23 protein-coding genes and 1 pseudogene are annotated in these 25,036 nt (G+C 70.3%); 8 read left to right on the top strand and 16 right to left on the bottom strand.

The window, feature by feature from the left end; genetic code table 11:
* Nucleotides 1-111: 111 nt before the first annotated feature.
* The 3 genes from OG514_RS22465 to OG514_RS22455 all read right to left on the bottom strand — a co-directional run bounded on the left by OG514_RS22465 (nt 112) and on the right by OG514_RS22455 (nt 3,581).
* Nucleotides 112-552, bottom strand: a complete 441-nt coding sequence (locus tag OG514_RS22465) for a resolvase (protein WP_266897472.1) — start codon at nt 550-552, stop codon at nt 112-114.
* Nucleotides 553-1,091: 539 nt separating this feature from the next.
* Nucleotides 1,092-2,063 carry a quinone oxidoreductase gene (locus tag OG514_RS22460; RefSeq protein WP_266897470.1) on the bottom strand — a complete coding sequence of 324 codons (972 nt, stop codon included), beginning with the start codon at nt 2,061-2,063 and terminating at the stop codon, nt 1,092-1,094.
* 330 nt (nt 2,064-2,393) lie between these two features.
* Nucleotides 2,394-3,581, bottom strand: a complete 1,188-nt coding sequence (locus OG514_RS22455) for an MFS transporter (RefSeq protein WP_266897468.1) — start codon at nt 3,579-3,581, stop codon at nt 2,394-2,396.
* Between the two features lie 54 nt (nt 3,582-3,635).
* On the opposite strand from OG514_RS22455, the gene OG514_RS22450 reads away from it, so the two are divergent.
* Nucleotides 3,636-4,379: a helix-turn-helix transcriptional regulator gene (locus tag OG514_RS22450; RefSeq protein WP_266897466.1), complete on the top strand. Its 744-nt coding sequence runs from the start codon at nt 3,636-3,638 to the stop codon at nt 4,377-4,379.
* A gap of 16 nt (nt 4,380-4,395) precedes the next feature.
* On the opposite strand, the pseudogene OG514_RS39465 reads toward OG514_RS22450, so the two are convergent.
* The 4 genes and pseudogenes from OG514_RS39465 to OG514_RS22420 form a co-directional block, all read right to left on the bottom strand.
* A pseudogene (locus tag OG514_RS39465) lies at nt 4,396-7,246 on the bottom strand (Tn3 family transposase); the annotation flags it as partial.
* A gap of 110 nt (nt 7,247-7,356) precedes the next feature.
* A complete protein-coding gene (locus tag OG514_RS22430) occupies nt 7,357-8,055 on the bottom strand; it encodes an alpha/beta hydrolase (RefSeq protein ID WP_266897458.1) in 699 nt (232 codons plus the stop codon).
* A gap of 47 nt (nt 8,056-8,102) precedes the next feature.
* Nucleotides 8,103-9,725 carry an alpha/beta fold hydrolase gene (locus tag OG514_RS22425; protein WP_266897456.1) on the bottom strand — a complete coding sequence of 541 codons (1,623 nt, stop codon included), beginning with the start codon at nt 9,723-9,725 and terminating at the stop codon, nt 8,103-8,105.
* A 69-nt stretch (nt 9,726-9,794) separates the two neighbouring features.
* Nucleotides 9,795-10,916, bottom strand: coding sequence for a site-specific integrase (locus OG514_RS22420; RefSeq protein ID WP_266897454.1), 1,122 nt, complete (start codon nt 10,914-10,916; stop codon nt 9,795-9,797).
* Between OG514_RS22420 and OG514_RS22415 the strand changes: the two genes are divergently transcribed.
* Complete coding sequence (locus OG514_RS22415) at nt 10,909-11,652, top strand: hypothetical protein (protein ID WP_266897452.1); 744 nt, start codon at nt 10,909-10,911, stop codon at nt 11,650-11,652. The genes OG514_RS22420 and OG514_RS22415 overlap by 8 nt on opposite strands.
* Here the strand turns inward: OG514_RS22415 and OG514_RS22410 are convergent.
* From OG514_RS22410 to miaA, 6 genes are all read right to left on the bottom strand, one after another.
* Nucleotides 11,643-12,086, bottom strand: a complete 444-nt coding sequence (locus tag OG514_RS22410; protein WP_266897450.1) for a hypothetical protein — start codon at nt 12,084-12,086, stop codon at nt 11,643-11,645. The two genes, OG514_RS22415 and OG514_RS22410, sit on opposite strands and share 10 nt — an antisense overlap.
* A gap of 633 nt (nt 12,087-12,719) precedes the next feature.
* Nucleotides 12,720-13,037 (bottom strand): hypothetical protein, encoded by a 318-nt coding sequence (locus OG514_RS22405; protein ID WP_266897448.1) that lies wholly within the window; start codon nt 13,035-13,037, stop codon nt 12,720-12,722.
* Between the two features lie 24 nt (nt 13,038-13,061).
* Nucleotides 13,062-13,274, bottom strand: coding sequence for a DUF4158 domain-containing protein (locus OG514_RS22400; RefSeq protein ID WP_266897446.1), 213 nt, complete (start codon nt 13,272-13,274; stop codon nt 13,062-13,064).
* A gap of 136 nt (nt 13,275-13,410) precedes the next feature.
* Entirely contained in the window at nt 13,411-14,289 is an 879-nt protein-coding gene (gene dapF / locus OG514_RS22395; protein WP_266897444.1) for a diaminopimelate epimerase, read from the bottom strand.
* Nucleotides 14,290-14,448: 159 nt separating this feature from the next.
* Nucleotides 14,449-14,952: a hypothetical protein gene (locus OG514_RS22390; protein ID WP_266900927.1), complete on the bottom strand. Its 504-nt coding sequence runs from the start codon at nt 14,950-14,952 to the stop codon at nt 14,449-14,451.
* 108 nt (nt 14,953-15,060) lie between these two features.
* Nucleotides 15,061-15,999: a tRNA (adenosine(37)-N6)-dimethylallyltransferase MiaA gene (gene miaA, locus OG514_RS22385; protein ID WP_266897442.1), complete on the bottom strand. Its 939-nt coding sequence runs from the start codon at nt 15,997-15,999 to the stop codon at nt 15,061-15,063.
* A gap of 140 nt (nt 16,000-16,139) precedes the next feature.
* Between miaA and OG514_RS22380 the strand changes: the two genes are divergently transcribed.
* Nucleotides 16,140-16,442: a hypothetical protein gene (locus tag OG514_RS22380; RefSeq protein ID WP_266897440.1), complete on the top strand. Its 303-nt coding sequence runs from the start codon at nt 16,140-16,142 to the stop codon at nt 16,440-16,442.
* Nucleotides 16,443-16,493: 51 nt separating this feature from the next.
* Entirely contained in the window at nt 16,494-16,751 is a 258-nt protein-coding gene (locus OG514_RS22375; RefSeq protein WP_266897438.1) for an antitoxin, read from the top strand.
* 148 nt (nt 16,752-16,899) lie between these two features.
* Here OG514_RS22375 and OG514_RS22370 read toward each other — a convergent pair whose 3' ends face one another.
* The 3 genes from OG514_RS22370 to miaB form a co-directional block, all read right to left on the bottom strand.
* Nucleotides 16,900-17,661 carry a class III extradiol dioxygenase subunit B-like domain-containing protein gene (locus OG514_RS22370; RefSeq protein ID WP_266897436.1) on the bottom strand — a complete coding sequence of 254 codons (762 nt, stop codon included), beginning with the start codon at nt 17,659-17,661 and terminating at the stop codon, nt 16,900-16,902.
* A 213-nt stretch (nt 17,662-17,874) separates the two neighbouring features.
* Nucleotides 17,875-18,162: a hypothetical protein gene (locus OG514_RS22365; RefSeq protein ID WP_266897434.1), complete on the bottom strand. Its 288-nt coding sequence runs from the start codon at nt 18,160-18,162 to the stop codon at nt 17,875-17,877.
* Nucleotides 18,163-18,189: 27 nt separating this feature from the next.
* A complete protein-coding gene (miaB, locus tag OG514_RS22360) occupies nt 18,190-19,719 on the bottom strand; it encodes a tRNA (N6-isopentenyl adenosine(37)-C2)-methylthiotransferase MiaB (protein ID WP_266897432.1) in 1,530 nt (509 codons plus the stop codon).
* A gap of 224 nt (nt 19,720-19,943) precedes the next feature.
* Here miaB and OG514_RS22355 point away from each other — a divergent pair, with 224 nt between their 5' ends.
* The 4 genes from OG514_RS22355 to OG514_RS22340 all read left to right on the top strand — a co-directional run bounded on the left by OG514_RS22355 (nt 19,944) and on the right by OG514_RS22340 (nt 24,953).
* Nucleotides 19,944-20,618 carry a DedA family protein gene (locus OG514_RS22355; RefSeq protein ID WP_266900926.1) on the top strand — a complete coding sequence of 225 codons (675 nt, stop codon included), beginning with the start codon at nt 19,944-19,946 and terminating at the stop codon, nt 20,616-20,618.
* A 92-nt stretch (nt 20,619-20,710) separates the two neighbouring features.
* Nucleotides 20,711-21,913, top strand: coding sequence for a histidine kinase (locus OG514_RS22350; RefSeq protein ID WP_323181580.1), 1,203 nt, complete (start codon nt 20,711-20,713; stop codon nt 21,911-21,913).
* Nucleotides 21,904-22,548 (top strand): response regulator transcription factor, encoded by a 645-nt coding sequence (locus OG514_RS22345; RefSeq protein ID WP_266897430.1) that lies wholly within the window; start codon nt 21,904-21,906, stop codon nt 22,546-22,548. Before OG514_RS22350 ends, OG514_RS22345 begins: the two co-directional genes overlap by 10 nt.
* A 122-nt stretch (nt 22,549-22,670) precedes the next feature.
* The gene (locus tag OG514_RS22340; RefSeq protein ID WP_266897428.1) at nt 22,671-24,953 is read left to right on the top strand and encodes an MMPL family transporter; all 2,283 of its coding nucleotides are present in this window, start codon (nt 22,671-22,673) and stop codon (nt 24,951-24,953) included.
* Nucleotides 24,954-25,036 lie beyond the last annotated feature (83 nt).

Genomic DNA, 25,036 nt, shown 5'->3' with positions numbered 1-25,036 from the left:
TCGTTGACTGTTTCGATTTCGTCGCTTCCTTCGATTCCCACGCCCCCGCGAAGGCCCGCTTCCGGCCTCGGGGAACATCGGTACAGCGGTTATCGGTGAGAACGATCTTGGTCAGGGCGTGAGCGCGCTGACCCGGTTCCCGTACTCGCGGCGGGCCTTGCGCTGGGCCGGGACTGCGGGGAGACCCTGGCTGCCGTCGAGCGGCTGGCAGCGGGCGAGGAGCTGTCGGTGCACGGCGGGGACGGCGCTGACGCGCAGGGTGTAGCCCTGGCCGCGCCGTACGGTCGCCCCTTGGTCGAGCGCGGCCCGCTCGGCGGGCTCCAGTTCGGCGGTGCGGAGGAAGTCGGCGACCTTGCCCGGCATGTCGAGGGTGACCGGCGACTCCGGGGCGGGGGCGTCCTCCTCGGTGGCGGTGTGGTCGGGCAGAAGGTCGGCGACGGCCGTGCGGATCGCGCCGCGGCTGACCCGGTGGTCGCGGGCGAGGGCGGCGAGGTTCTGCCGGGCGGTGGACTGCTGGTCGGTCGAGACCCGCTTGTAGACCAGGTTCGCCACCGAAGGGCCCCTTCCGTACGGAGGATCGGACCCTTCTGTCGTCAAACCCTGTCAGCAATCACCATCGGATCTGATGGGATTCACACCGCCTCGAACCCCCGGATTGCACGGGTTCATTGGACACGACGCCTCCGTGTCGTCAAACGCTCGTTTGCCGACAGGCCGGGCCGTCTTGATCCGGCCGCCCGGGTCCACTGTGCTTGACAGCGGACTGTCCGGGCGGGTCGGGCGGTGGGAGGCTGCGGGTCGTGTCTGGGTTGATCTCGGACAAGCTCACCGAACCAGCCGATGAGGGAAGCGATCTGGAGTGCGGGCACGCCCTCGTTCGCCGTGCGGGCCTTGTTGTGCCACCGACGGAATGGGCTTGCCCAGGTGACGAAACGCGGTCGACGGTCGGCCGGGCATCTCGGCTCTGCCTGCGCTCGCACCGCAGCTGGCTCCCGTTAGCGGTCATCACCCGGGATCGCGGACACAGCTGCGCGGGATCGACGCCTGGCGGAAGCCACGTTCCTGCAGGTCAGTCAATTCCGTCGGTTGCCCTAGGGGATGACGAGCAGCTTGCCGGTGGTACGCCGAGCCTCCAGATCGCGGTGAGCCTGGGCGACCTCGGCGAGCGGGTAGCGGGCCGTCACGGTGGTCTCAAGCGCCTTGGTGCGCACCAATTCAAGCACGTCGGCGGCGCGCCGGAGCAGCTCGGACCGATCGGCGATGAAGTGCCCTAGGCTTGGCCGGATCAGGGTCAGCGAACCGCCCTGGGCGAGCCGGATGGGGTCGAAGGGCGGCACTGCACCACTCGCGGCGCCGAAGAGCACCAGGTGGCCGCGGGTTCGCAGGCTGGCGAGGCTCGCATCGAAGGTGTCCCTGCCGACGCCGTCGAAGACGACAGGCAGGCCCTGGCCGCCATTGAGCCGCTTCACCTCGGCCGCGAGATCGTCCACCGCAGAGTAGAGGATCACCTCGGCGGCCCCGGCGCGCCGCGCCAGCTGGGCCTTCTCCGGTGTCGAGGTTGTGCCGATCACTCTGCCGCCGAGATGGGTGATGAGCTGGGTCAGCACAAGCCCCATGCCGCCGGCAGCAGCGTGCACGAGCACCGTGTCGCCTGGCTGGACCGGGTAGGCGTCCTTGACGAGGTAGTGCGCCGTCATGCCCTGCAGCAGCACGGCGGCGGCGGCCTCGAAGTCGACGCCGTCGGGCAGGGGCACGAGCCGGGAGGAGTCCACGACGGCCTGCTCGGCATAGGTGCCGGGAATCTCCACCCAGCCGACCCGGTCTCCCACAGCGACGTGGGTGACGCCGGGTCCAACCTCGAGGACCGTGCCCGCGCCCTCAGTGCCCGGGGTGAAGGGCAGCGGGAGGGTGTACCGGCCCTGGCGGTGGTATACGTCGAGGAAGTTGACGCCGGACGCGGCGACCTCCACGACTGCCTGGCCCGGGCCCGGCATCGATTGATCGATGTCGACCAGTCGCAGCACCTCGGGACCGCCCACTTCGGAAACCTGAATCGCTCGCATGACCCCTCCTGAAACGGCTAACTTCCCTCACCAACTCCGGTCGTGGCGATCCGATTCCCGCTCGCGGTGAGGTGTCGCAGCCGTCTCGTGCCCACGTGGGAGAAGGGTGCCACCGACGGAATGGGCCTGCCCAGGTGACGAAACGCGATCGACGGTCGGCCGGGCATCTCGGCTCTGCCTGCGCTCGCACCGCAGCTGGCTCCCGTTAGCGGTCATCACCCGGGATCGCGGACACGGCTGCGCGGGATCGACGCCTGGCGGAAGCCACGTTCCTGCAGGTCAGTCAATTCCGTCGGTTGCCCTTGTTCATGCACATTGATCCGTGCAGCTCTACGCGTCCTGCCGCGCGGATACGGGCGCGGGTGCGTCGGCTTGAGGCTTGGGGGCGGTGGGTTCGGGCAGGGCGCGGAAGAGGAGCCAGCTCAGGGCAGGCATGGCGATCAGGGGGGTGAGGGCTGTCTTCAGGGAGGTGGAGTCGGCCAGGCGTCCCAGCAGGGGGCTGATGAGGCCGCCGATGCTGACGGTGAGGCCGAGGGTGACGCCGCTGGCAGTACCGATACGGGAGGGCAGGTAATCCTGGCCCAGGGTGACCTGGAGGGAGAAGGGGACGTACAGGCCGACGGAGGTGAGGGCCACGAAGAGGAACATGGCCGGGCCGGGTGCGTAGATCACTCCGGTCACGGCGGCGATGGAGAGCAGGTAGGACCAGCGGGAGACATGGACGCGGTCGTAGCGGTTGGCCAGGGACCCTCCCAGGACCGAGCCGACTGCGCCGCCCAGGAACAGCAGGAACAGGGCGATGGTGCCCGCGGTGGTGCTGCCCTGCATGCGCTGCTGGGCGTAGAGGGAGATGAAGGTGCTTAGGCCGGTGAAGACGATGGAGCGGAAGACGACCGCCAGGGACAGCTTCACGAACGAGGCGACATCATCGGCGCCCCGCGGTGCCTCCGTCTTGGGCGCGCCGGCCTCGGGCCGGGCGAGCATCCGGAGCACGGGCACACACAGAGCGGCGCCGGCGAGCGCGGGCAGGACCAGGACGGGCGTCCAGCGCAGGGAGCCGTGTCCGATCACGGCCGACACCATGAGCGGGGCAAGTGCGAAGCCGATGTTGCCGCCCAGGGAGAACCAGCCCATCGCGCTGTGACTGCCTTCGCTGGCCAGCCGGGCCACGCGGGCCGACTCCGGGTGGTAGGCGGCCACCCCGATCCCGGAGACAGCGACGAAGAACAGGGTGAGCTCGTAGGAGCCGCTCAGGCCGCTGAGCGCGATGCCCACCCCGCCCAGCAGAGTGCTGACCGGCAGCAGCCGCGGCATCGCCCACCGGTCGGTGAGCGCCCCGAACACCGGCTGGGCCACCGACGACAGCAGGGACGCGGCCAGCACGATGCCGGAGGCGACCGCGTAGGTGTAGTCCCGTTCGGCCACGAAGAACGGGATCAGCGCCGCGACGGCGCCCTGGTAGATGTCGACGCAGGCGTGTCCCACGGCCAGCAGGGAGATCGATGTATTCCTTCGCACCCTCCCATGCTGGGAGAAGCACACGGTGTCGCGCCTTCGGTAGATTGACAGGTGATGCAGAAAGTCCGCCACGAATCCGTTGCGCCGACCCGGACCCAGCGCCTGGCCTCCGGCGGCGAGATCGATGCGCACCGCCATGACGATCACCAGATCGTTTACGCCGGCCGGGGCACCATCGCGGTGACCACCGACGCCGGTTCCTGGGTTGCCCCCGCCACCCGCGCGCTCTGGATCCCCGCCGGCACCGTCCACCAGCATCAGGCACACGGCGAACTCGACCTCCACCTCGTTGGCCTGCCCGCCACCGACAACCCCCTCGGCCTGGACAAACCCGCCGTCCTCGCCGTCGGCCCCCTTTTGCGCGAACTCATCGTCGCGTACACCCGCGACCCCGACAACGACAGCCCACCCCACCTGCGCCTGCGCGCGGTCATGCTCGACCAGCTCGCCCTCTCCCCTGAACAGCCGCTACACCTGCCGGTCCCCACCGACCCTCTGCTCCGCGAACTGCACGACATCCTGCGCGCCGACGCGGCCGACAACCGCTCACTCGACGACCTCGGACGCCAGATCGGCGCCAGCGCCCGCACCCTCTCCCGCCGCCTCCGCGACGACCTCGGCCTCACCTACCTACAGTGGCGCACTCAGATCAGGCTCCACCACGCGCTGATCCTCCTGGCGGACGACATCCCCGTCACCGCGGTCGCCCACCGCTGCGGCTGGTCTTCCGCCAGCACCTTCATCGACGTCTTCCGCCGTACCTTCGGCCACACTCCCGGCGCCCGCCCCGCCACCTGACACAGGACCAGGTCTCCTAGTCCTGCCCGCCTCCGTCGTCGTCCTCGTCCAGCTCCAGTGCGTCTGGGTCGCGCAGCGGGCGCAGGGCGCCGGCGTCCGGGACGCCGGCGGTGAAGCTGTAGCGGCCGAGCACATTCAAGTTGCGGTGCTTGAGCGGGGACAGTCGGGCGACGTCCTCGTCGCGGATCTCGTGGCCCCCGGCCCGGAGCTGAGCGACGGCTGCGTCGATGTACTTCGTCGTCCACAGGACAATCGCGTTGAGGACCAGACCGAGCGCGCCGAGCTGGTCCTCCATCCCGTCTCGGTATGCCTGGTGGATGGTGCCGCGCTTACCGTGGCACACGTCCCGGGCCAGCTTGTGGCGGGACTCCTGCACGGTGAGCTGCCGGTTCATCTGACGGCAGTAGGTGTCGTCCACCGGGGCGGACCTGGTTGGTGACCAGGGAACCCGCGAGCTTCAGCATGTCCGGCCACTGCGTGATCACCTTGTTCAGGTTCACGCGGTTGCGCGCCAGGTCCTCCACCGCGCCGTATGTTCCCGCCTCGACGCCGGGCATCGTGGCCCGCCAGAACCGCTGGTCGTCCAGGTCGCGGAACCGCGGGCTGAAGTTGTAGCCCAGAATCTTGAACAGGCCGAACACCATGCCGGAGTACGAGGCGTTGTCGGTCGCCACCATCTCCGGCTTCACCCCGCCGTCCGGGTTCAGCAGCGCATCCAGGATGTGCAGGGAGTCGCGCGGGGTGCCGGGGACGACCATCTGCCCGATGCCCGCGACCTGGTCGTTGACGGCGTTGAGCCAGGTGATGCCCCGCTTGAACCCGAAGTACTTCGGCGACGGGGCGGCGTTGATGGTGCGCACCGGCACCTGGAAGCGCAGCCCGTCCACGGAGGCGAGCAGCCCGTCGCCCCAGTAACGCACGATCGGGATGCCGGCCTGGGCGGCGATCAGCCGCGCGTTCGCCGCGGTGACCGTGTCGGCGCGCAGGTAGTACTGGTCGACGTGCACGAGCCGGGCCCGGGTCAGGGCCTCGTAGCCGGGGTTCACCACCGGGGCCAGGCCGATGTTGCACGCCTCCGACACCAGCAGCGCGACCACCGAGGTGGGCAGGTCCTTCATCCGGGTGGTGCCGTCGCCGAGGTGGACGAAGGAGTCGAGGAACCCGGTCCAGGCGTTCACCTCGAACAAAAGGTCCGGCAGGTCGATCTTCGGGAGCATCTTCTCGACCCGCTGGCGCAGCCAGGTCAGGGACTTCGGCTCGCCGAGCGCGCCGAGCTTGTCGACATTCAGCTTCACCCGCCCGTCGTCCTGCACCTCGATGGAGACCTTCGCCGCCGGTCCCGCCTCCTGAAGGCGTTCGGCGAGCTGCTTCCACCCGGCGTCCAGGCCGCGCACCAGCTCCGCCAGGTGCTCCTCCACGGGCATGTCCAGGCTCAGGGCCGCTAGGGGGTGTCTTGTCGACCGCGTCCCAGTCGGGCCCGTCCAGCAGGCGGGCCCGCGGGTTGGACCAGCGGTGCGAGGGCGAGGCGAAGACGTCGCGGTTGTTCAGGGCCCGGTGCAGCTGCTCCAGCACGCACACCACGTACGCGTCCCGGTCCACCGCGCCCTGCGGCAGACCGGGGTTGGCATACACCGCCTTGCGCCACGCGGGCGGCACGAACTTGTCGTCCACCTCGCGCGGCAGCAGCGGCTTGACCCCCACCTTCCGCCGCGCCAACGCCGACAGGCCGCGCACCCCGGCCAGGACCCGCTTGCCCGCGCTCGCCGCGTCCAGCGCCTTCGACTCACCCAGCAACGCGAGGAACGGGCGCACCGTGGCGTACGGGTCGCGAGCGCGGCCCGCATGGCGACCTCGGCCGAGTTCTCGTCCTCGGGCACCAGCGAGACCACCGTGGCCGCTGCGGTCATCACGGCGGCGCGCGGGGCGACTTCCTCCACCGCCGCCCACAGCGCGGCCACGTCCAGGTCCGCCTCCTGCTCCTCGGACAGCTCCAGCTCCTCGAACGGCACCTTCGCCGCCCGCGCGAGCACCCGTGACGCCTTCTCCAACTGCAGCAGCGTCGACAGCCGCTCCTTCTCCGTCTTGCGCTTCGCCGTGTTCAGCAGGCGGGTGGCCATCAGGACCTGGAACAGGTCCAGGGCCTCATCGATTGCCTTCGCCTCCAGGTGCCGCATCACCGCGGTGAGCATCGCCGTGCGCTTCGGTTCCGCCGCCCGCTCCAGCAGCGGCGCCTTCGACCCCAGCGCGTACCGGGCCAGCGCCGCCATCCGGTTCGGCGGGATCTGCGACAGCCTCAGCCTGCCGAGCCGGTACGCGCCGATCTCGTCCATCCGCTCCAGCGCGCGGGCGAACGCCGTGCCCGTCGTCCGCGTCGGCGGCCGGCGCAGCCGCTCCAGCTCCGAGAACCGCGAGCCCTCCGGCGCCTTCAGCGTCGCCACCAGATCCCCGGGCAGCGCCGGGTCCGCGCGGCGGGCAGCGCCCGCGACGGTGGCGTGCAACCGCTTCTCCACGACCGTCCGCGCCTCCGACACCTGCCGGGCCGGCACGGACACCCCGGGCAGCAGGACCCGGTGACGGCGCAGCCAGCCCACCGCGTGGTCGAAAAGCGCCTTCGGGCCCTCAGCGTGCGTCCATGCCCGCCCGTGCAGGAACGTACGGAACCGCCGGCCCCACTCAGCGTCCCCGTAGGGGTGGTAGCCGTAGGCGTCCCGGATCTCCCACGCGTGGTCGTACAGCGTCTGGCGCCGCTCGGTGTACCGCTTGACCACCGACGGGTCCTCGATGCCGAGCTGCACGGCCAGGTGCTCGATCACTGGCCACGGCACCGCGAGCGGGTCCTCCAGGAACAGGCCTACGTACCGCACCGTGCTTCTCTGCACTAAGTCAAGCCGGGCGAGTTTTGAAGGCGGAGGCCTGGCAGGCGAGGGATCGCGGCCAAGTCCACCGCTTGATCGCGCAGCTGTCTGCACCTGAGATATCAACGAGCGGTCGTGACTCCATCATCTGGCTGGCGCGAGGTGTTGGCGGCGAGCAGTTCCTGCAGGAGTTCGACGATGAGATCGGGCTGTCCTACGAATGGGGAGTGGCCCGTCTGCCACTCGCGCACGTAGGTGCAGCGCAAGGCCATCTTCCGCTGCAGGACCGGGTCGATGGCCCGGTCCTGCGTGCAGACGATGTAGGTGGAGGGAGCGTGCTTCCAGCTGTGGCGCTCTGGGATGCCTCGCCCGCAGCCGGAGGCTTGCGTACGCAGGAGGCCAACCGCACAGGCGGCGAGAGGTTCGGGACAGTCGCTGTAGAGAGTGTCGGCAGCCCGGTCGGGGTACAGGCTGGTCGAGCCGTCGGGCTCAGGGTTGATCGCGTCTTGGAGCTGCGGGGACGCGCCACCCAGAGTGGCCGCGCTCTCGCCGACATCCGGCACGAAGGCCGCCAGATAGACCAGGTGTCCCGCCCCGCGCAGCCCAGTGATCACTGACCCGCCGTAGGAGTGACCAAGCACAATCGGAGGCTCCGGTAGCGAGTCGATGACGGCCTGGACCACGGCTGTGTCAGCCGACAATGAGCCCTTGTGGAGTTCGGGAACGACGACCTCGGTTCCTGCGGTCCGCAAGGGTTCTGCCACCAGGGCGAAGTGTGCGGGACGGTGATACAGGCCATGAACGAGCACCACGGCGGCCAATGCGCACGTCTCCTCAGGTCGGTGTCGGACGAGTGATCCACGGTCGGTCAGCCGTATCGCTGGAGCAGTCCGTCCACATACGCCTCCAGCCGTTCTGCCAGCACCTCGGTCGTCAGATCGTCCCGACCCAGTTCACGCCACGGTCCGGCCAGTTTCGCCGCGTCGGGGCAGTAGTGCAGGGCGTCGAGCAGCCGCCAGTACAGGTGGTCGGGGTTGTCGGCGAGGCTGCGGCCGCCGTGTGCCTCGTACCGCTCGCGGAAGTCCAGCCCGTACACCGGCCCGTGCAGCAGCGCGAGCGCGGTCGAGCAGTGCGCCACGTCGAGGTCGGCGGGGCCCCACGAGGTCTCGACCCAGTCCACGACACCGGTGATCCGCAGCTTGGGACCGGCTCCCGTGAAGAGCACGTTCCCGGGGTGGAAATCGCGGTGCAGGAAGCACCCGTCGTACGGAGGCGGGTCGCGGCGGATCACGTCGACTGCCCGCTCCCACAGGGGGCCGTCCGGGGTGCGGACGCGTTCCGGGGACGTCCACGCCTGGTACGTGCGCGGTCTTTCGTCCGGTACGACGCTGTGGATGCTGACGAGCTGGGCCGCGAGCAGGTCCAGGCGCCGGTCGAGGTCGTCCTCGTCCACGCGGACGCGGCCGGGCAGCGCGGACATCAACAGGGTCGGGTGGTCGCAGTGTTCGGCCGTGGCGTCCACGGCGACGAAATCGGGCGCCGAGATGCTCTCCTGCCCGGTGAGCAGCGTCAGGACGGACGCCTCGCGGGCCAGCAGCCCGGGCCCGTGGTGGCGGAAGAACGGCTTTACGAAAGTCCGTTGCACCAGGGCCGTGCCGTCGTCGAGCGTGAGTCGGCGCATCTGGGAGCTCCAACCACCCGACAGAAGGCGCAAGCGGGTGACCTTGCGGCCGTTGCCGAGCTGCTTGGCCACCCACGCTCGCGTGGCCGTCCAGCCGTGGTCGTCGAGGCCCGTCAGGACCGCCTCAACGAACTCCCGCCGGTCGTCGCCGTGATCGCGGAACCACATTCCCAGCTGGTGCTGTGCGTCCGGAAGGTCGAACCGCGTGTACTGGGCGCGGGCGGCCAGCGCGTCCTGTACAGCCTCGGTCACCGCGGCCGGGATCACCGCGTCCGTGCCCGGCACGGCGAGCACCGCCCGGCCCTCGTACGCCCGCAGCACCTGAAGCGCGGGCGCCTCACGCCAGCTGTCCGGCCGCCGGATGATCCCGCTGAACCGGCCGTCCCCGTCCTCGAAGGGCACGTCCCACGCCTCGGCGGTATACACGGCGGGCGCGCACAGCCCCAGCGCCGTCACCCGATCCCCGTAGTGGGCGACGAGATCCGCCACCGTCTGCCCGCTCATGCTGAAACCCACCAGGACCAGCGGCCCCTCTGCCCCGCCATACGCGTCGATCACCGAGACGGCCTGCTCGCACCGTCGCCGCAGGCTTAACTCACTGAGCTTTCCTGTGCTTTCGCCGTGCCCGGAGAAGTCGAAGGCGAGCCCTCGGCAGCCGTGGGCCACGAACTCCTGTACCAGCGGGAGCAGGCGCTCCATGCTGCTGTTGCCCGCGCCATGCAGCACCACGGCGGTGACCCCGGAAGGATCACCGCCGTACACACCGCTGAGCCGTTCACCGTCGTGGTCGTGCGTGAAGTCGAAGAGCATGCCCCCTATTCACTCACGACGTGGCCTCCGTCTTTCGGAAGTGTCACAGCCGGCGTCCGCCCCTGGGCGTCATCTGTTCGGGGATGGGACGGTTGGGATGCCGAGGGCGACGGGGGTTCGGCGCGTGAGGCGGGCCGCGTCGGTCTGCTTGGTGCGGACGAAGGTCAGGGTCAGGTCGATGCCCTCGATCTCACCGAGCCACTGCTCCTCCTCGGCTCGCTTGCGACGGAGGATCAGGTCCTTCTCGATCTCTGCGAGCCTCGGCAGCATCTTCGGGCTGACCTGCAGCATCGGGCATCGTACGCAAGCGTGTTCATGCTGACAGGGTGATCCATAGGGACGAGCGCAGTTGCCGAGTTCGACCTTGCGTTTGTCGAAGTGCTCCTCGAACTCCGCCCACTCCTCAGGGGTGACATCGCCGTACTCGTGCTCGGGACGCAGGTCTCGGCGGTGGTTCAGGAACTCCTGGTAGTGCTTGACGATGTCCTCGGCGAAGACCGCGACGTAACCCTGTGTCGTTTGGAGATTCAGGTGTCCGAGGAGGGCGGCACCGATGTGGATGGCGAGGCCGCCGTTGACGATCTCGGTCGCGAAGAGCCTGCGGAAGTCGTGCGGTGTGAACTTGGTGCCGGCGAATGCCGGGGTGCTCTCGGCTATCTCCTCGCAGCTGCGCGCGAGCATGTTGAGGATCGTGTGCGGGGCGATGACGTTGCGGACCGTCCCCAGCTGACGCTGGAACAGAACCGGCATGGGTTCTGACCAGAGCTTCTCGTGCGAGTCGTAGCGGGTCACGAGGGGAATGGCCTGGCCGTTGCGGGTCTGGCGGCGGATGATCTGCGCGATGGCATGGAACAGCTCGGCGGACATCGGGATGACCCGCTCGCGTTCACTCTTCGACGGGGCGACGACCAGGAGAGCGATGACCTCGCCGTTGGGCCGTTCGTATTGGCGGATGCTGAGGTGGGTGAGTTCAACGAGCTCTTCGACCCGGATGCCGCTGTGCCGCAGGATCTCAACGGCCACCCACTCCCAGAACGCGGATTCCTCCGCCATGGTCACGTTGATCATCTCGCCGGTGCTGTGGTCGATGATCCGGACGGACGGCTCGGCCAGGGTCTTGGCCCGGCGGCGGTCCTCGCGGGAATCTGTGCGGCTGTAGCGACGCCCCTGATGCTCGAAGGGCTTGCCCAAGGGGGACGGGACGGGCAGCCTCCAGCAGGTCCGCCAGGTGCTCGTAACGGTCCTCAACGTGTCGTACAAGGACTGGCAACAGAGGCTGGCGAGCGCGGGTGCGGTCGGCCATCCGCCGGTTGATCTCGCGACGCCTCTTGCCGAACCCCTTGAGATCTCGCGGCAGGATCGGGCAGGGAGCCACCCATCGAGCCCACCGCTCCGGTTCGGCGACGGCCCAACTGTGAAGGTCGACGTAGAGGCAGCGGACGGCCAGCAGCACAGAGGCAGCGTCTTTTCGCAGCCGGGTCCGGTCGGCCTTGCCGTTCTTCCGCCAGTACTGGATCTCGGCCCGCCACTGGTCGTAGAGCTCCTGGCTGAGGTTCAGGTCCTTCTGATCGGGGTTGAGTTCCTCGATGACGGCCCAGAACAGGCTGGCCAGTTGACGGGCGAGACCTTCGAGGGTGATGTAGTCGGTGTCGGCCTTGCGCCGGGCGAGGTAGTCGATCAGGAACTGCCGGACTGCGGCGTTCTTGATGTTGTAGCGGTCGACGAGTTCCTCGACGCTTCGCTGACCGTCATAGATGAACGTCCTCAGGGTCGGGGCCGTTCCAGGAGGGAAGTGCCCCATCCTGTGCAGGATCTCCCAGGCGCCCAGGGCCGCGAAACGCGTGGTTCTCTTGGTTGCGCCGGGCGTCAGCCCCAGACGTTTGTTCTCCAGCGAGTAGTGCAGCAGGGCCGGCGGGGTCAGATCTGAATGATCCGGGCGGCGAACGCCATCTTCAGCGCCGAGACCATGTTGCTGCCGTCGTAGCCGATCCCTGGCCGTCCCAGGACATTGACCGCGAGGGCGTTCTCCGCGTTGAACCTGCTGGCCTCCCAGCGCTCCTGCCAGGTCTGCCCCGACAGCGACTCCAGGTGCCCGAAGAGCATCCGGATGCCGGCCGTGCGTTTCTCCACCAGGGAGCGGCCCTGGTTCGGCCACGCGTGACGAGCCAGCTCACACAGGTCGTCGATGCTGGCCTGCGACAGGTCCCCGAACGGGGCCGGATGCTTCGCGGGCCGGGGAGCCGGGGCCGCCTTCAGCGAGGCACTGGTGAACCTTCTCGGCTCCGTCTGATTGGGCGCCGAGTCGTAGTTCTGGCGCCGGTTGCGGACCGTATAGGTCTCGACCGTCGTGCGGTTAGGCACCGAACACCGCCTTGACGTCGTCGGGGTCGTAACCAGCGGCGAAGGTCCGTTGCACCCGCGGGCGGTTGTAGTGAGCCTGCAAGGCGTCGAAAAGGTCCTCCACTCGGGCATTGAGGCCCGATGTGGTCGAGGTACGCGGCCAGGATCGTCAGCGCCTGCGGGCTGGCCGGGACCGGCTCACGGTCGTCGGTCCCCTTGGTGATCACCCAGAACAGTTGCTTGGCCCAGTCGATGTCTCCCGGGGTGACCCCGAGGAGTTCGCTGGCGCGGGAGCCACTGGAGACGTAGAGCAGGACCGCAGCCCGGTCACGGTCGCAGGTCATCGCCCCGAAGAACTCGTCCCACATCGAGTCGGGAATCGAGCGGGGATCGGTCCGCCGAACCCGCTGGCGGAGTCTGGCCCGCCGGAGGGACCCCGCTGTCCGGGGCCCGGTGAGCGAGGGCCCGGCGCTGTGCCCGTGATTCCGGAACCGGGTTGACGAGCGGGCCCCGGCCGTAATGCCGGTGGTAGGCGTAGAAGCTGCTGACCACGGTCAGACAGTGATTGATCGTGCTGGGGGCGTAGCCGGCCTTCAGGTACGGCTTGCCCGTGCGGGGGTTCACCGAGCCGGGCAGCGGTGCGTTCGGGTTCCCTCAGCGGCGCTGCGGATTCGGGGCGACCCGGAGCCATCCGACCAACGCGGACGCTTCTGCCTCGGTCGCCCGGTCCCAGGGGACGCCGAGGAACCACAGCAGCCGGTACCAGCGCAACAGGTCGTACGCGTAACTCTTGGCGGTCAGCGGCCGGTTGTCGTCCAGGATCAGGCCGCGGAGGTACGGAACGACGGGGGCGACGGCAGACCCGTCAGCGTCGAGAACGGTGTACCGAGGTATGGACTCCAGCTCGACGACCGAACCGACGCGCGGCACATCGGCCCGTCCCTCGATCAGCTGGCGATGCAGGTCCTGCAACAGACTCTTCCTTGCAGGCGGAGATCATCTCGCTCCATGATCGGAGACACTGGTGCAGTTAACACACCACATCTGGAGCGCGAACCCGAGCCGGTGATGCTCCGTCCGCCGCAGGGCGATCAGGTCCCGGTCCACGTCGTCCAGGAAGAAGAACCGCTCCAGCTCGGGCCTCGTCGGCTCCTCAGCGAACGTCCCGTACGCCTCGGCCTGCTCATCACTCAGAAATTCCACCGGCACGAGCCGGACCGTAGCCAGGCCCGGACCAGGCCCGGAGGCGTCTCACCGAACCTCAGCAGCGAAGTGGATCACTGTGCTGGACGACCATGATCGTCCTCACCGATAACCGCTGTACCGATGTTCCCCGAGGCCGGCTTCAGCCGAGCCAGGACGGGTCGACGGTGCCCTCGGCGACGATCACGGCAGGGCCCGTCATGTCGATCCGGCCGTCGGGGTGCTCGGTGATGACCAGCGTCCCGCCGAGCACGTCGACGGTGTACGTGACGGGGGTGCCGCTCTCGGCGGGGTCGGCGCCGTCCCGGCGGGCGGTGGCGACGGCCACGGCGCACGCGCCCGTGCCGCAGGAGCGCGTCTCGGCGGCGCCGCGCTCGTGGACCCGCATGGCGACGTGGCGGGGGCCGCGGTCGACGACGAACTCGATGTTCACACCGTCCGGGTAGACCGCGGCCGGCGCGTACGGCGGCTCGGTGAACAGGTTGCCCGCGTGGTCGAGGTCCTCGACGAAGGCGACCGCGTGCGGGTTGCCCATGTTCACGTTCCGCGCGGGCCAGCTGCGGCCGTCGACGGTGACGGTGACACCGGCGTCGGGAAGGACCGCGCGCCCCATGGCGACGGTGACGGAGCCGTCCTTGTCGAGGTGGACGCGCTTGATCCCGCCGCGGGTGGCGATGGCGACCTCGCCCGTGGTGACGTGCCCGGCGTGCTCCAGGTAGCGGGCGAAGACCCGGACCCCGTTCCCGCACATCTCGGCGACCGAGCCGTCGGCGTTGCGGTAGTCCATGAACCATTCGGCCTCGTCGGCCAGGTGCCGGGCCTCGGGGTGGGCGGCGCTGCGCACGACGTGCAGCAGGCCGTCGCCGCCGATGCCGGCCCTTCGGTCGCAGAGGCGCGCGACGGAGGCCGGCGGCAGGTCGACGGCGTTCTCCGCGTCCGGGACGATCACGAAGTCGTTCTCGGTGCCGTGGCCCTTGAGGAACCTGAGGGAGGGGAGCGGTGAGGTCTGCGTGCTGGTCACGCGATCAACTGTACGGGGTGCCCCTGACCGGCCGCCCGATCGTCCACGGGACGGTCGGTCGCCCCCAGAGGGGCCGGTACGGGGCCGCCGGTACGGGGGCCGCCCGTGCGGGCACGGATCGGCCACGCTCTGCCGGCCGAGGCTCAGCGCAGGCGGGGCTCAGCGCAGGCGGGCGACGCGCCAGACCGCGAGGGCGACCAGGGCCGCGATCGTCGTCACGTACAGCGCGAGGTAACGCCAGTTCGGGCGCTCGCCCGAGCCGCGCGGCGGGAGGCCGGGCCAGGTGTAGCCCACCTTGCGGGCGGCCATCATGCCCCAGCCGGCCGCGCAGAAGCTGATCAGCAGTCCGAGCATGGCGAGGACGGCGCCGCCGTCCCCCGACCCGAAGGCGAGCGGGAACGCGAACATCAGCGAGCCGACGGCGGCCAGGCCCACGATCGGGGCGAGCTGCCAGATCCTCAGCCGGCGCTGGGGACGGAGCTCGACCTCGACCTCGTCGGCGTCCACCTCGACGGCGGTGCCCACCGCGTCGTCGGGGCCGTCCGGGGTCAGCCCGGAGGCGCCGACCGGAAGGTCGCCGTCGGTCGGTCTGCCCGGTGTGTCACCCGTCGGGTCACCGAGCGCCGATTCGTGCTGTTCTCTGTCGCGAGGGCCGGCCTCCATCGCCACGCGCCCTCCCCACTCGGACTCCACTTGGTCGATCGATGCTCGATGATGGCACGCTCCTGACCGCCGAAATGACGGGCAGGGCGTCCCGATGCCATCACGTGATCAGGCTGTAACCGCTCGTTCGACCAACGACAGCGCCTGCCCCGGGAGTTCCCCCCGGTGATCCGCGGCTCCGCTGAGCCAGTGGACGCGCGGGTCACGGCGGAACCACGAGTCCTGACGGCGGGCGAAGCGCTTGGTGGCCCGCACGGTCTCGGCGCGCGCCTCGTCCTCGGTGCACTCCCCGGCGAGCGCGGCGAGGACCTGCTGGTAGCCGAGGGCGCGGGCCGCGGTGCGCCCCTCGCGCAGGCCCTGGGCCTCCAGGGTGCGCACCTCCTCGACGAGACCGGCCTCCCACATCCGGTCCACGCGCGTGGTGATCCTCTCGTCCAGCTCGGGGCGGGCCACGTCGACGCCGATCTGGACGGTGTCGTAGACCGAGTCGGGGCCCGGCAGATTGGCGGTGAAGGGCTTGCCGGTGATCTCGATCACCTCAAGGGCGCGGACGATCCGGCGCCCGTTGCTGGGCAGGATCGCGCGAGCCGCCTCGGGGTCCGCTTCGGTGAGCCGGGCGTGCAGGACGCCGGAGCCGCGCTCCTCCAGTTCGGCCTCCAGACGGGCCCGGACGGCGGGGTCGGTGCCGGGGAACTCGAGCGCGTCGACGGCCCCCCGTACGTACAGACCGGAACCGCCGACGAGGACGGGGGTGCGGCCGGCGGCGAGCAGCCGGTCGATCTCGGCGCGGGCGAGGCGCTGGTACTCGGCGACGCTGGCGGCCTCGGTCACCTCCCAGATGTCGAGGAGGTGGTGCGGAACGCCACCGCGCTCCTCCTGCGTCAGTTTGGCGGTGCCGATGTCCATCCCCCGGTAGAGCTGCATCGAGTCTGCGTTGACGACCTCGCCCCCGAGCTGCTGGGCCAGGAATACACCCAGATCGGACTTTCCGGCCGCTGTGGGGCCGACGACGGCGATGACCCGCGGGGCGGGAGCTGCGCTTCTCACCACCCCAGTCTCGCAAACCTCCCGGCCCGTCCCCGAATGAGTTACGTGACGGGCCCTCGTCCGGCTTCGTTGCCTGTTGCGAGGTTCCGGCCGTCGATCGCCACGGAATCCCTCCCATCCGAGTACGCTATGGAGTGAATATGGGCGTTTTTGCATTGTTTAGCCGTAAGAAGAAGGATGCGGCCGCGGCCTCACCGGAGGAGGCCGGGGCCGTCGCTCCGGAGGAGGCCGGCGACACGGAGGCCGGGACGGACGCCCCGGAGGCCGTGGCCGACGCCGCGAAGGCGGGCAGCGAGGTCGAGACCGCGAGCGGCGACGTGGACGATGTCGACGCGGGCGAGGCGGCGACCGGTGCGGTCGCCGCGGAGGTCGTGGAGATCCCGAAGCAGCAGTCGGCCGAGGCCGCCGCGGACAACGAGGCCGGCGAAGGCGCCCGTAAGTAGGCAGGACTCGGAACACGGACTCCTGGGGAGTCCGCGGAGGGAAGGTGCCCCATGGGTCTCCTGGATTCGCTGAAGGCAAAGCTCGCCCCGGCCAAGGACAAGGTGGCCGACCTCGCGCAGCAGCACGGGGGCAAGATCGACCACGGCATCGAGAAGGCCGCGAAGCTGGTCGACGAGAAGACCAAGGGCAAGTACAGCGACAAGATCCATTCCGGTACGGACAAGGCCAAGGGCGCACTGGACCGGATGGGTCACAAGGACGACGGCACCCCCGGCAGCGGCGGCGCGACCCCGCCGCCGACCGCCTGACGTCCGGCGTCACCCGACAGCCCCTCCGCACGGCGGACGGCCGCGGAGCACCTCGCTCCGCGGCCGTCCGCCGTTCTCTTACGGCTTCCTTCCGGATCCGTTCCGGATCCGTTCCGGATTCCTCCCGAAGCCGGGACTCCTCCCGGGCTCAGGACCAGGCGGCCACGAAGTACCCCACGCCGTACGGGGCGTCCTCGAAGAGCAGCCGGCCGTCGAGGCCCGCGCCCCCGGCGGCGCCCGCGAGAACCTGCCAGGGGGCGCGTCCGGCCGCCTTCAACTCGTATGCGAGCTCCGGTTCCAGGGCGAGCAGCGCGGCCGCGTCGGCGGTGCCCAGCGCGCGGGCAACCTCGGCGTCGAAGCCGGCGGCCCGCTCGTCGAGATAGCCGGGGGCCTTCACCGTCCGGCAGGCGCTGCCGTCGCCCAGCACGAGGAGGGCGACCCGGTCGGCCGAGTCGGCGAGCCCGCGGCCGATCCCTGCGCAGACGTCGGGTGTGGCCGTCGGGTCGACGCCCAGGCCCTCGATCGGCGCGTCCGCCCAGCCCGCCCGGCCGAGGAGCCAGGCGCCGACGGCGAGGGAGGCGGGCAGGGGCCGGCCCGCGGCCGACCCCTCGGCCGACGGTACGGAGTCGCCGTGCCCGGCGGGGTCGCCCGGCGTCACGGAGCCTCCCAGCCGTACGGAGAGGTCGACTCCGAAGCCCGCGAAGGAGCCCGTCGAGCCGGCCGGGAAGACGCCGTGGGCGCCCTCGGCGGCGGGACCGACGACGTACAGCCGTTCGGGGCGCGCGGCGGCGAGCAGCCCGACGGCGTCCGTACAGGCCACCCGCGCGGCATCCAGTTCGGGGGCGGCACCGGTCGCGACCTCGGGCACGAGGAGCGGCGGGCAGGGACAGACGGCTGCGGCGACAAGCATGATCCGCAGCCTACTGCGCGGGGCTCACACAGCCGGGTTCCCTGACACACCGGTGACCTGGTGGCCCGGCGATCTGGTGGCCCGTCCGCCCGGCCGGGCGTCGGCCGGAGCGTCGACCGGGCGCCTCCGCCGGGAGGGGGCATCTGTCGGGGCTGTCCCCGCGTGACCGGGCATCAGCTCCGGCGTCCCGGTCCGACCGGTCCGACCGGGCGTCTACTCGGTCTTCCCGTCCTTCGAGTCGTGGACCAGTTCCGCGATGCCCATCGTGATCTCGGAGAGCGTCACCGCGCCCTTGACGATCACCAGATAGCTGTCGCCGCCCGGCATGCGGTACACCTCGCGCCACTTCTCCCGCATGGGCTCGCGGTACGCCCGGGTGGCGGCGAGCAGCTGTTCCCGGGCGTCCTCCCGGGTGCCGGTCACCCGGGAGACCACCTCGGTGAAGCAGGAGTCACCCGACTTGTACTGCGCGAAGACGATCCACTTCTCCGTGCTTTCCATGCGTTCCCCCCACAGGTACGAACGGTGTCAGTGGCTCCCGCAGGCCGGGACCTCGGCCGCCGGGAGCGGCTCCGGGACCCCGATCTTCGGCAGCCCGAGCAGCACGCCCGCCGGCTTCGCGGCGGCCGCGGTGGTGCGCTTCTCCCAGGCGTCACCGGCGCGGGTGCGGCGCACCGACGCCACGGGGCCCTCGGCGAGCAGGTGGTGCGGGGCGGCGTACGTGATCTCGACGGTCACGACGTCGCCGGGACGGACGTCCTCGTCCGGCTTCGTGAAGTGGACGAGCCGGTTGTCGGGGGCGCGGCCCGAGAGGCGGTCCGTGGCGCCGTCCTTGCGGCCCTCGCCCTCGGCGACCATGACCTCCAGGGTGCGGCCGACCTGCTTCTTGTTCTCCTCCCAGGAGATCTCCTCCTGGAGGGCGACGAGCCGCATGTAGCGCTCCTGCACGACCGCCTTGGGGATCTGGTCGTCCATGTCGGCCGCCGGGGTCCCGGGACGCTTGGAGTACTGGAAGGTGAAGGCGTTGGCGAAGCGGGCCTCGCGGACCGTGTGCATGGTCTGCTCGAAGTCCTCCTCGGTCTCGCCGGGGAAGCCCACGATGATGTCGGTGGAGATGGCGGCGTGCGGGATGGCCGCGCGGACCTTCTCGATGATGCCGAGGAAACGCTCCTGCCGGTAGGAGCGGCGCATCGCCCGGAGGATCGAGTCCGAGCCGGACTGGAGCGGCATGTGCAGCTGCGGCATGACGTTCGGCGTCTCGGCCATCGCCGCGATCACGTCGTCGGTGAAGTCGCGGGGGTGTGGGGAGGTGAAGCGGACCCGCTCCAGGCCGTCGATCTGTCCGCAGGCGCGCAGCAGCTTGGAGAAGGCCTCACGGTCACCGAGGTCGGAGCCGTACGCGTTCACGTTCTGGCCGAGCAGGGTGATCTCGGAGACGCCCTCGGCGACCAGCGCCTCGATCTCGGCGAGGATGTCGCCGGGGCGACGGTCCTCCTCCTTGCCGCGCAGGGCGGGGACGATGCAGAAGGTGCAGGTGTTGTTGCAGCCGACGGAGATCGAGACCCAGGCGGCGTACGCGGACTCGCGGCGCGTCGGCAGGGTCGAGGGGAACGCCTCAAGGGACTCGGCGATCTCGATCTGCGCCTCCTCCTGCACGCGGGCACGCTCCAGGAGGACGGGCAGCTTGCCGATGTTGTGCGTGCCGAAGACCACGTCGACCCAGGGGGCCTTGGAGACGATGGTGTCGCGGTCCTTCTGGGCGAGACAGCCGCCGACGGCGATCTGCATGCCGGGGCGCGTGGTCTTCATGGGGGCGAGCCGGCCGAGGTTGCCGTACAGCTTGTTGTCGGCGTTCTCGCGGACCGCGCAGGTGTTGAAGACGACGACGTCGGCGTCTCCGTCGGAGCCCTTGGGGGCCTTGACGTAACCCGCCTCTTCCAGCAGACCGGAGAGCCGCTCGGAGTCGTGGACGTTCATCTGGCACCCGTAGGTGCGGATCTCATAGGTCTTGGTGCCGTCAACGCTCACTGCGGTGCTCCGGTCGCTGCTGCTCGTCATGCGTCCAAGGGTAGGCGGTCCGTGGAGAGCCTCCGCCCGCACCGGGGAGCCCGGCGGCGGGGCACCGTACCCCCGACCCTGCGGAAAACCGCAGGGTCGGGGGTACGGAGAACACCACCGGGTTGAACGGCAACCCTCATACCGGCGCTGATCAGGGATTTCTAGGTTTGACGGAGAAGAACGGGGCGCCCGCCCCCGACCTCCCCGCCCGCTTGGAGTCGCTCATGAACCTCACGACGACGGTGATCGCCCAGCAGTCCCAGCAGCCCGCCGACGGCGTCGCCGGCTGGGCCGCCGGCCTCGTCGACACCATGGGCGGCCCGGGCGCCGGTCTCGCCATCGCCCTGGAGAACCTCTTCCCGCCGCTGCCCAGCGAGGTCATCCTGCCGCTGACCGGCTTCGCCGCCGGGCAGGGCGTGCTGAGCCTGGCCTCGGCGCTGTTCTGGACGACGCTCGGCTCGGTGGTCGGCGCGGTGGCGCTCTACTGGATCGGGGTGCTCTTCGGCCGGGACCGGGTGCACGCGATCTGGCGGAAGCTGCCCCTGGTGAAGTCCTCGGACCTGGTCCGTACCGAGGAGTGGTTCGCCAAGCACGGCACCAAGGCCGTCTTCCTCGGCAGGATGGTGCCGATCTTCCGGAGCCTCGTCTCGGTGCCCGCCGGTGTCGAGCGGATGCCGATGCCGCTGTTCATCATGCTCACCACCCTCGGCAGCCTCGTCTGGAACAGCGTCCTCGTGATGGCCGGCTACTGGCTGGGCGACCGGTGGGACGTCGTGGAGACCTACGTCGGTGTCCTGTCGAAGGCCGTCCTGGTGGGCGTCGTCATCGCCGTCGTGGCCTACGTCGCGGTCCGGCTGCGCGGTCTCGGCCGGTCCGCCCAGCACCGGCGCGCCTCGTGACCCTCGGCTCCCGCCCCACCGGTACGGCACCGCTTCCCGCACCGCCCTGGCGATCTTGCCCGGGCTGTGCGGGCGCATTAGTCTCGGGCCCCGTGCACGGGGACGGGGATTTAGCAGACACCGGGAACGGCGCGGGCGTACACGGGACCGTCACCCGCACCACCACCCCGTCCTGGCCCCGGCGCGGACTGGGGACCCTCATCGGCTGCGCGACCGCTCTGGTCGGCGCCCTCCACTTCCTCGTCGTCGGCGCGGCCCTCGGCCCGTTCCTGCTCTGGCCGCGCACCCGGTCCAGTGCTCTGGAGATCCTGATGGCCGGCGCCCGGCGCCTGGTCACCGTCGAACGGGCCCGGCGCTCCGCCTTCTTCGCCGATCTCTTCCCCGAGCACTACCAGGCCTCGGACCGGAAGATCCTGCGCTACCTCGCGATCCGCAGCTACACGGGGCTGCTCTGCGGGGTGGTGATCGCGCTGCTCGTGTTCGGCGCCGTCCTGGCCGGGCTCCTCGCCCACGGCGCGGTCCGGGGCACCCTCGGCTGGGACGAACTGCTCACCCAGGTCCTGCTCGGCGGCGTGCTGCTCTTCCTCGACGTCCAGGGCCTGTACTCGCTGGCCGCGCTCGACGCCCGTACCGCCCGGGAGTGCTTCGGTCCTTCCGAGCGGGAACTGCTCCAGCACCGCATCGACGAACTCGCCACCAGCCGGGCCGCGGTCGTCGAGGCCGTGGACGCCGAGCGGCGGCGCATCGAGCGCGATCTGCACGACGGTGTCCAGCAGCGCCTGGTGGCGCTCGCCATGCTGATCGGCCGGGCGCGTCGGGGCCGCGACCCCGAGCAGGCCGACGCGCTGCTGCTCCAGGCACACCAGGAGTCCCAGGGCGTCCTGACCGAACTGCGCGAGGTGGCCTGGCGGGTGTACCCGTCCGCGCTCGACAGCCTCGGGCTCGAAGAGGCGATCGGCGGGGTCGCCGAGCGGTGCGGCATTCCGCTGCGGACCCGTTTCGAGGTCGGCGCCCCGCTGCCCCGGCCGGTCGAGACGGCCGCCTACTTCGTGGTGTCGGAGTCCGTGACGAACGCGGCCAAGCACTCCTCGGCCTCGGCGATCTCGGTCGCGGTGGCACTCGAAGGGGCGCGGCTCACCGTACGGGTCGAGGACGACGGCACGGGCGGCGCGAGGGAGACCGGCAGCGGGCTGACCGGACTGCGCAGCCGGGTGGCCGCGCTCGACGGCGTGCTGCACATCCACAGCCCCCTCGGGGGACCGACCACCATCACCGCGGAGCTGCCATGCGCGTAATCCTGGCCGAGGACTCGACCCTGCTGCGAGAGGGCCTGGTCAGGCTGCTCGTCGAGGAGGGCCATGAGGTCCTCGCGGCGCTGGGTGACGCGGTGACGCTGCTCAAGGAGGTCGAGGAGCAGCGGCCGGACATCGTCGTCGCCGACATCCGGATGCCCCCGACCCATACGGACGAGGGGCTGCGGGCGGCCGTCGAGATCCGGGAGCGCTGGCCCGAGGTCAGTGTGCTCGTCCTTTCGCAGCACATCGAGCGCAATTACGCGGCCAAGCTCCTCGCATCCAATGCCGAGCGGGTCGGCTATCTCCTCAAGGACCGGGTGGCGCAGGTCGAGGAGTTCCTCGACGCGCTCGAACGGATCCACGCCGGCGGTGCGGCGATCGACCCGGAGGTCGTACGGCAGTTGGTCATCCGGACCACGCACGGGGACCCGCTGGCGCGGCTGACGCCCCGGGAGCGGACGGTCCTGGAGGCGCTCGCGGAGGGGCACACGAACGCGGCCATCGCGCAGAAGCTGCACATCTCGCTGAGTTCGGTGGAGAAGAACCTCAACACCGTCTTCGACAAGCTGGAACTGACCCATACGACCGGCTACAGCCGACGGATCCTGGCGGTGCTCCGCTATCTGGAGTCGTAGCTCCTGGAATTCCCTGCAGGGCGTTACGGGAAACCGCACCGGTTTACCTCGTACTCCCGTCATTCTCCCGTGAATAGCGTTTCTCCCGTCGCGAAACGGAAGCACAACGGGAGGAACGGAAAATGCGAAGGAAACCGGCGACGGTACGGATCGCACGATGGAGCGCCACTCATCCGTGGACCGCCATCGGGCTCTGGGTGGTCTTCGTCGCGCTCTGTCTCTTCCTGGGCGGAGCCGCCGGCACGAACAAGATCGGCGACGAGGAGTCCGGGGTCGGCGAGTCCGGCCGCGTCGGCCGGATCACCGCCTCGGGGCGTTTCACCGAGAAGCCCGAGGAGAACGTCCTCATCACCGCCGCCGACGACGGGAAGGTGGACGTCGCCACCGCGCGGCAGGCGGCCGCGGAACTCACCGGGAAGTTGAGGGCCCTGCCCGAGGTGGAGAGCGTCGGCACCGCCTTCCCCTCCCCCGACGGCACGGCCCTGCTGCTCCCGGTGACCATGAGGGGCGACACCGAGAACGCCGACACCCGGGTCCAGCCGCTCCTCGACGCGAGCGCGGCGACCGAGAAGGCCCACGAGGGCATCCGGATCGACCAGATCGGCACCGGATCCACCGCCAAGGGACTCGGCGAGACCCTGGGCGAGGATTTCAAGAAGGCCGAGCTGATCAGCCTTCCGCTGACCCTGCTGATCCTGCTCGTCGTCTTCGGCGCGATCATCGCCGCCGGTGTGCCGGTCCTCCTCGCCATGTCCTGCGTCGGCGCCGCGATCGGCCTGTCGACCCTGGCCTCGCACGTCCTCCCCGAGACCAGCGCGGTGAGCAACGTCATCCTGCTCATGGGCATGGCCGTCGGCGTCGACTACTCGCTCTTCTACCTCAAGCGGGAGCGGGAGGAACGCCACAAGGGCGCCTCGCACCTCGACGCCATCGAGATCGCCGCCGAGACCTCCGGACACACCGTCGTCGTCTCCGGCACCACCGTCATCGTCTCCATGGCCGGCCTCTACCTCGCTCAGGAGGCCACCTTCGCCTCCCTGGCCACCGGGTCGATCATCGTCGTGGCCGTCGCCGTCCTCGCCTCGCTGACCGTGCTCCCCGCGCTCCTCGCCAAGCTCGGCCGCTGGGTGGACCGGCCGAAGGTCCCGCTCCTGTGGCGGCTCACGATGCGCTCCAACGAGTCCCGGCTCTGGCCCGTGCTGCTGCGCCCCGCCCTCGTACGGCCCGCGCTCACCCTGGTCGTCTCCGTCGGCGCCCTGCTCGCCCTCGCCCTGCCGGCCCTCGACATGAAGCTGAAGCAGCCCGGCTCGGACGACCTGTCCCGTGACATCCCGGTCGTCCGGGCCATGGACCGGCTGACCGCCGCCTTCCCCAGCAAGGGCACCGTGCACCAGGTGGCCGTGCGGGCCCCCGCCGAGCGGGCCGGTGAGGTCGAGGCCGCGATCAAGACGCTGCTGAGCCGCACCGAGGGACAGGAGCTGTTCGCCCACGACCAGAAGCCCACGATCCGCGCGTCGGCCGACAAGCGCGTGCACACCGTCGCCGTCGGCACACCGCACTCGCCGAAGAGCGACGGGGCGCGGGAATCCCTCGAACTGCTGCGGGCCTGGGTGCCCGAGGCGATCGCGCCCGTCCAGGACGCCGAGGGCGCGGTCGGCGGCAAGGTCGCCCAGGGGGTCGACTTCACCGGCCACCTGGAGGACCGGATGCCGTGGGTGGTCGGCTTCATCCTGCTGCTGACCTTCGCCACCATGGCCATCATCTTCCGCTCCCTGGCCGTGGCGCTCTCCGCGATCCTCCTGAACCTGCTGTCGGCGGCCGCCGCCTTCGGCGTCCTCGTCGCGGTCTTCCAGAACACCTGGGCGGAGGGCGTGCTCGACTTCCACAGCTCGGGGGCGGTCGTCTCCTGGCTCCCGCTCTTCCTCTTCGTGGTCCTGTTCGGCCTCTCGATGGACTACCACGTGTTCGTCGTGAGCCGGATCCGTGAGGCCGCCCTGAGCGGGGCGAACGTCCGCGACGCCGTCCGGGACGGCATCACCCGCTCCGCCGGCGTCGTGACCAGCGCGGCGATCGTGATGGTGGCCGTGTTCGCGATCTTCGGCACGCTCAGCATGGTGGAGTTCAAGCAGCTGGGCGTCGGCCTGGCGGCGGCCATCCTGCTGGACGCCGTGGTGATTCGCGTGTTCGTCCTGCCGGCCCTGATGACGGCACTCGGCCGGTGGAACTGGTGGCCGGGCGGCCTCGCCGCCACACGACGACGCGGCCGGCACGCGGCCGACGCGGACGACGACACCCGGCAGCTGCGGCTGCCGCAGCCGGGGCCTGTGCCGGTGGGTGCGGGGCGGAACCCCGAGAAGCAGGGGTACGGCCAGGGGACGAGGCATCGGAGCGAGCACGAGCGGTAGACCCGGGGCGGTGGGTGCGGTCGATGCGGGAGAGCGGGGCGGACGGGCCGGGCGAACGGCCCACGGAACGGCCCGAGGAACGG

Source organism: Streptomyces sp. NBC_00572 (genome assembly GCF_026341815.1).
In the GTDB taxonomy this organism is placed as follows: domain Bacteria; phylum Actinomycetota; class Actinomycetes; order Streptomycetales; family Streptomycetaceae; genus Streptomyces.
The sequence above is the reverse complement of the archived record's forward strand: the minus strand, read 5'-3'. Positions and strand labels throughout refer to the sequence as shown.